Source organism: Kribbella sp. (genome assembly GCF_035687465.1).
In the GTDB taxonomy this organism is placed as follows: domain Bacteria; phylum Actinomycetota; class Actinomycetes; order Propionibacteriales; family Kribbellaceae; genus Kribbella.
Genome location: NZ_DASRXP010000524.1, coordinates 1 through 4840 on the forward strand (window position 1 = coordinate 1; position 4840 = coordinate 4840).

At 67.4% G+C, this 4840-nt stretch carries 6 protein-coding genes; 5 read left to right on the forward strand and 1 reads right to left on the reverse strand.

Features of this window, described 5'->3' with window-relative positions:
• The 5 genes from VFG33_RS27830 to ribH form a co-directional block, all read left to right on the forward strand.
• On the forward strand, nt 1-443 hold a 443-nt coding region (locus VFG33_RS27830; protein WP_325055929.1), incomplete at its 5' end, for a RibD family protein.
• A 4-nt stretch (nt 444-447) separates the two neighbouring features.
• Nucleotides 448-1077: a riboflavin synthase gene (locus VFG33_RS27835; protein ID WP_325055930.1), complete on the forward strand. Its 630-nt coding sequence runs from the start codon at nt 448-450 to the stop codon at nt 1075-1077.
• Nucleotides 1074-1748 carry a nicotinamide riboside transporter PnuC gene (gene pnuC, locus VFG33_RS27840; protein WP_325055931.1) on the forward strand — a complete coding sequence of 225 codons (675 nt, stop codon included), beginning with the start codon at nt 1074-1076 and terminating at the stop codon, nt 1746-1748. Before VFG33_RS27835 ends, pnuC begins: the two co-directional genes overlap by 4 nt.
• A gap of 2 nt (nt 1749-1750) precedes the next feature.
• Nucleotides 1751-2983, forward strand: coding sequence for a bifunctional 3,4-dihydroxy-2-butanone-4-phosphate synthase/GTP cyclohydrolase II (locus VFG33_RS27845; RefSeq protein ID WP_325055932.1), 1233 nt, complete (start codon nt 1751-1753; stop codon nt 2981-2983).
• Complete coding sequence (gene ribH, locus VFG33_RS27850; protein ID WP_325055933.1) at nt 2983-3453, forward strand: 6,7-dimethyl-8-ribityllumazine synthase; 471 nt, start codon at nt 2983-2985, stop codon at nt 3451-3453. The genes VFG33_RS27845 and ribH overlap by 1 nt, the downstream gene beginning before the upstream one ends.
• 135 nt (nt 3454-3588) lie before the next feature.
• Here the strand turns inward: ribH and VFG33_RS27855 are convergent.
• Nucleotides 3589-4840, reverse strand: a 1252-nt coding sequence (locus tag VFG33_RS27855) for a hypothetical protein (RefSeq protein ID WP_325055934.1), incomplete at its 5' end; no start/stop codon positions are given.

Sequence of the window (4840 nt, forward strand, 5' to 3'; positions counted from 1 at the left end):
TGACGGTTCGTGACCAGCAGGACCGGCCCGCCGCCAGGCAACCGCTCCGTGTCGTGGTCGGCGACCGGGAGATCCCGGCGACCGCGAAGGTCCGCAACGACCGGGCCGAGACGCTGCTGCTCCCCACCCACGATCCCGCCGAGGTACTACGCCAGCTGGACGACCACCAGATCCGGCACCTCTGGCTCGAAGGTGGCCCGACCCTGGCGGCCGCCTTCCTGCGCGCCGGCCTGGTCGACCAGATCGTCGCGTACGTCGCTCCCGCGGTCCTCGGCTCGGGGTTCTCGGCGGTCGGCGATCTCGGTGCGGAATCTATCGACCACCTCCTGCGGTTCCATCTTGCGGACGTCACTCGCCTCGGCGACGACGTCCGGCTGACCCTGACCCCGCGCGACTCCACGACCGATAGCACCCAGCAGGACACGACGAGAAGGACGGATTGACCATATGTTCACGGGAATCGTCGAAGAACTCGGCACCGTCGAAGCACTCGACCTGCTGGAAGGCGACGCCGCCCGGCTCCGGATCCACGGACCGACGGTCACCTCGGACGCGCGCCACGGCGACTCGATCTCGGTCAACGGCTGCTGCCTGACGGTGATCGAGACCGGCGACGGGACCTTCACCGCGGACGTGATGCGCGAGACCCTGCAGCGCACCAGCCTCGGCGGCGCCGAGAAGGGCTCCCGGGTGAACCTGGAGCGCGCGGTCGCGGCGCACGCCCGGCTCGGCGGTCACATCGTGCAGGGACACGTGGACGGTGTCGGCACCATCGCCAGCCGCGAGCCGGCCGAACACTGGGAGGTCGTCCGGATCTCCGCGCCGCGAGAGATCCTCCGGTACGTCGCGGAGAAGGGCTCGATCGCAGTCGACGGGGTCTCCTTGACCGTGACGGATGTGGACGACTCCACCGGAACGTTCGGGATCAGCCTGATCCCCACCACGCTCGACCTCACCGTGCTCGGCCGGAACAAGGTCGGCGACACGGTCAACCTCGAGGTCGACGTGATCGCAAAGTATGTCGAGCGCCTGCTCACGAGCGGCGGCTCCGATGCTGTTGCTGGAGGCAAGGAATGAGCTTCACGAACTGGTTGCTGCACGAGCAGGTGACGATCGCCGGTTCACCGGTACTGATCCGGGAGATCGTCGGCAACGTCTTCGGCCTCGCGAGCGCGCTGTTCGGTATGCGCCGCCTGGTCGCCGCCTGGCCGGTCGGCATCGTCGGCAATGTGCTGCTGTTCACCGTGTTCGTCGGCGGGTTGTTCGACACCCCGCAGGACAAGGACCTCTGGGGCCAGGCCGGTCGTCAGGTGTTCTTCGCGCTTGTCAGCCTGTATGGCTGGTACCGCTGGTACCAGAGTCGCCACAGGGACGGCACAGGCGTGCAACCGCGGTGGGCGACGACCCGCGAACGTATTGAGCTCCTCGGCGTCGCCGTGGTCCTCTACGCCATCGCGTACCCGGTCCTGAAGGCCTTGGGTTCCTGGGGACCGCAGTGGGACGCGTGGATCCTCACCGGCTCGATCCTGGCGACGTACGGGATGGCCCGTGGCTTCGTCGAGTTCTGGCTGATCTGGATCGCGGTCGACGTGGTCGGCGTACCGCTGCTTGTGCAGGCGAAGTTCTACCCGTCCGCTGCGATGTACGTCGTCTACGGGTTGTTCTGCGTCATCGGGTTCGCAGCCTGGTGGCGGATCCAGAACCGCGCGTCGAGCACCTCGACGCCTGAGCCAGTTGTGGTGGGTTGATCATGGGCGAAGTACTGAAGCTGGACACCATCGAGCATGCGATCGACGAGATCAGGGCCGGTCGCCCGGTGATCGTGGTCGACGACGAGGACCGCGAGAACGAGGGAGACCTGGTCTTCGCGGCCTCCAAGGCGACCCCGGAACTGCTCGCCTTCCTGATCCGGTACAGCTCCGGCGTGGTCTGCGTGCCGATGGAGGCGGCCGAGCTCGACCGGCTCGGCATCCCTCTGATGACCCCGCACAACCGCGAGCGGCTCAGGACGGCGTACACGATCTCGGTCGATGCGCGGGACAACGTGACCACGGGGATCTCGGCGGCCGACCGGGCGCGGACGATCCGGGTGCTGGCCGACTCGGCGTCCGAGTCGTACGACCTGGTTCAGCCCGGGCACATCTTTCCGCTGCGCGCCCGGGAGGGCGGCGTACTGGTCCGTCCTGGGCACACCGAGGCATCGCTCGACCTGGCCCGGCTCTCCGGACTCAGGCCGTCCGCGGTCATCGCCGAACTGGTGAACGACGACGGCACCATGAAGCGCGGGGGAGACCTGCGGACATTCGCGGACGAGCACGGCCTGGTGCTGATCTCGATCGAGGACCTGATCCGGTACCGGCGCCGTACGGAAAGCCAGATCCAGCGGGTCGCGACCACCACCCTGCCCACCCGGTACGGCGATTTCGTTGCCCACGGCTACCGGAACACCATCGACGGGACCGAGCAGCTGGCGTTGGTCCGCGGCGAGATCGGGGACGGGCCGACCCTGGTCCGGCTGCACTCCGAATGCCTGACCGGTGACGTGTTCGGTTCGCTGCGCTGCGACTGCGGTCCGCAGCTGGACGAGGCGATGCGTCAGGTCGCGGCGGAAGGTGGCGTCGTGGTGTACCTGCGCGGCCACGAGGGCCGGGGGATCGGCCTGCTGCACAAACTGCAGGCGTACGAGTTGCAGGACGCCGGCCGCGACACGGTCGACGCGAACCTCGACCTGGGGCTGCCGGCCGACGCCCGCGACTACGGCACCGGCGCGCAGATCCTGGCGGATCTGGGCATCAACTCGGTGAAGCTGCTGACCAACAACCCGGACAAGCTTGCCGGGGTCCAGGGCTACGGCATCGACGTGGTCGAGCGCCGGGGCATCTCGATCGACCCGACCGAGCACAACCTGCGGTACCTGCGCACCAAGCGCGACCGGATGGGCCACCACCTGCCCACCGGCACGGACGAGGACGGAGCCAACTGATGTCGGGCAGCGGAGCACCCACGATCGAGATCCCGCGGGCGGAAGGCGTCCGGGTCGCGGTCGTCGCGGCGCAGTGGCACCCGAAGGTCACCGACGCCCTGGTCGCCGGGGCCGAACGCGCACTGTCCGAGTCCGGAGTCACCGATTACAAGGTGATCCGCGTCCCGGGCAGCTTCGAACTCCCCGTCACCGCGCTGCACGCCGCCAAGAGCGGGTACGACGTCGTAGTAGCCCTGGGCGTGGTGATTCGTGGCGACACCCCGCACTTCGAGTACGTCTGCCAGGCGGCAACCGAGGGCCTCATGCAGGTCTCGATGTCGACCGGCGTACCAGTCGGGTTCGGCCTCCTCACTTGCGACAACGACCCCCAGGCACTAGACCGAGCAGGCCTCCCCGACAGCCGCGAAGACAAGGGCTACGAATCCACCCAAGCAGCCCTCTCCACTTTGCTTGCCACCCGCACCCTCTAACCCGCCCGCCGGCGCCCCCACCCTCGTGTTCATTCGCCCCCTTTTCACCCTTCAGGCTGCCTGCACAGTGATCGCGGTGAAGAGGGGTGAAAGGGGGCGAATGAACACAGCAGCAAGGGGCGCGGGCGGCCAGGTTCAGGCAGTGCGCGTGTGGGTCATTTGCCAGTTGGAGACCCAGGTTTCTCCGCCGTTGGTGGAGAAGAGTTGTTCCCAGGCGGCCTGGTGGGCGCCGGGGGTCCAGACGAAGCGGACGTCGATTAGTTGGCCCTGCCAGGCGTCTGGGCCTTCGAAGATGCCGATGCCGTCGGTGAAGGAGCCGATCACGGGGGTCTCCAGGGTGCCGCGGAGGCTGTTGATCCAGTGGATGGACCAGGTTCTGGCGACTGGGTCGTACAGGCGGAAGGTCGCGCCTCGGAAGCCCTCGGTCGGGAACCAGCCCTCGTCGAAGCTGATCAGGCCGTCGAAGTAGGTGTAGCCCTTCATCGTGGCGTCCAGCTCGTACCACTCCGCCGGCTCGCCGAGGACGGGCCTGCGCCGGCGGTTGTGGAAGGCCCACTCGCCGACGAGGAAGTCGAAGTCGCTCGTGACCTTGGGAACGTCCACCCGCGGCGGTTCGGTGTCGCGGCGGGTGAAGTCCATCGTCCAGTTGACCTCCCAGTTCTCACCGCCGTCCTCGGAGAACGCCTGCTCCCAGTGGGCTGTGGTGTCCGTGATGTCGCGCCAGGCGTAGCTCACCAGCACTGTGCGCCCGTCGTACTCGTCCTCGCCCTGCAGCCAGCAGGAGCCGTCGGTCCACTTGCCGTGGACAGGTGGGCCGAGTCGCATCGTCCTGCTGTCCACCCAGTAGATCGACCACTGCTTCTCGACCGGATCGAACAGGCGCAACGACATCCCGTACGACGACTTGCTCGGGAACTGCATCTCGTCGATGCTGATCGCCCCGTCGAAGTGAGTGCGCGCGCTGCAGGTACCGGCGTACTCCTGCCACTCGTCGCTCCCGGTCAGCGGCTTGTTCAACGTCCGGTGCACGACATCGAAGTACCCGTTGAGAAAGTCGAAGTCGCTGGTCACCTTCCGCGGCGTGAAGGTCATCGTCCAGTTGCTCTCCCAGGTCTCACCGCCGTCAGCGGAGTAGAACTGCTCCCAGACCGGTACGTCGCCCTTCGTCCAACGGAACCGGACGTCGACCGGCCGCCCGTCGTGGCGGTCAGGTCCTTCGAGGATGCCCACGTCGTCCGGCCCGAAGCCCCCGTACACCGGCGGATCGAGCACACCCCGCGAACTGTTGACCCAGTAGATCGCCCAAGATCCCGCCTCGACGTCGTACAGCCGCACGGTCAGGCCATCGAAATCCTTGGTGGGGAAGAGGGTCTCATCCACGCAGACG

What these genes read in the sequence shown, in the direction of transcription:
- VFG33_RS27835 (WP_325055930.1), top strand. Translation starts at nt 448, where the DNA reads ATGTTCACGGGAATCGTCGAAGAACTCGGCACCGTCGAAGCACTCGAC.
- pnuC (WP_325055931.1), top strand. Translation starts at nt 1,074, where the DNA reads ATGAGCTTCACGAACTGGTTGCTGCACGAGCAGGTGACGATCGCCGGT.
- VFG33_RS27845 (WP_325055932.1), top strand. Translation starts at nt 1,751, where the DNA reads ATGGGCGAAGTACTGAAGCTGGACACCATCGAGCATGCGATCGACGAG.
- ribH (WP_325055933.1), top strand. Translation starts at nt 2,983, where the DNA reads ATGTCGGGCAGCGGAGCACCCACGATCGAGATCCCGCGGGCGGAAGGC.